The organism is Vibrio sp. Y176, from assembly GCF_033438945.1.
The window spans coordinates 1-943 of the sequence record NZ_JAWOQS010000177.1; the positions used below are offsets into that span (position 1 = coordinate 1).

A 943-nucleotide genomic window follows, 5' to 3' on the forward strand; every position below is an offset into this window, starting at 1 on the left:
ACTAAAAGCGCATAACGGAAAGGTAAACGACATCGCTCCTATTACTCCATTCACGAATCGGTGTAATCGGAGCGATTCAGACCAAATTTTTGCATTTTCTGATTTAAGGTGCGACGTGGTAAATCGAGCTCTTGCATCACTTCATTAATCCGTCCTTGGTGCCTCACTAATGAATCATGCAACACTTTGCGCTCAAAGTTGTGCAACTGAATCATCAACGGAACACCCGCTTGAGTCTCTTCCGTGGTTGACGACGGGCGGCTAGAAAGAATTTCCATCACAGAAACCGTATCATCCAGCGCGAAACGCATTGCGACGTTACGTAATTCGCGCACATTTCCTGGCCAAGCGTAAGAAAGCACGGCATTTCTGTCGGCATCACTCAACGGTCGACTGTCTGGATTTGTTTGCAATGCAAAGTGCTCAAACAGAATCAACGCGTCTTCTTCTCGCTCCCTAAGCGGCGGTAAGTAGATCTGTACAACATTAAGTCGGTAATACAAATCTTCGCGGAACTCTTCATGATCGTTGAGATCTTCTTTCGCGGCAGCGATCACTCGCAAATCCACATTGATCTGCTGGTTACCACCAACTCGCTCGACAGTATGTTCTTGCAATGAGCGCAGCACTTTCACTTGCATTGAAAGCGGCATACTCTCGATTTCATCAAAAAACAGCGTGCCTTTATCGGCGTATTCGAGTTTGCCAATCCGTCGTTTACTTGCTCCGGTAAAAGCGCCGGGCTCGTGACCAAACAGCTCACTTTCGAACAGATTTTCGGGAATCGCGCCACAGTTTATCGGTACGAAACGATGTGATTTGCGTTGGCTTTCTTTATGCAGGCTGGTAGCCACCAGCTCTTTACCACAGCCCGTTTCACCATAAATAATGACGTTGGTATCAATACGCGCTAGCTTTGCAACTTGTTCACGCCATTGCTGCA

At 47.2% G+C, this 943-nt stretch carries 1 protein-coding gene; it reads right to left on the minus strand.

The window, feature by feature from the left end:
- Nucleotides 1-50 precede the first annotated feature (50 nt).
- Nucleotides 51-943: sigma-54 dependent transcriptional regulator (locus tag R7O13_RS24935; RefSeq protein WP_318304952.1), on the minus strand; the 893-nt coding region annotated here is incomplete at its 5' end.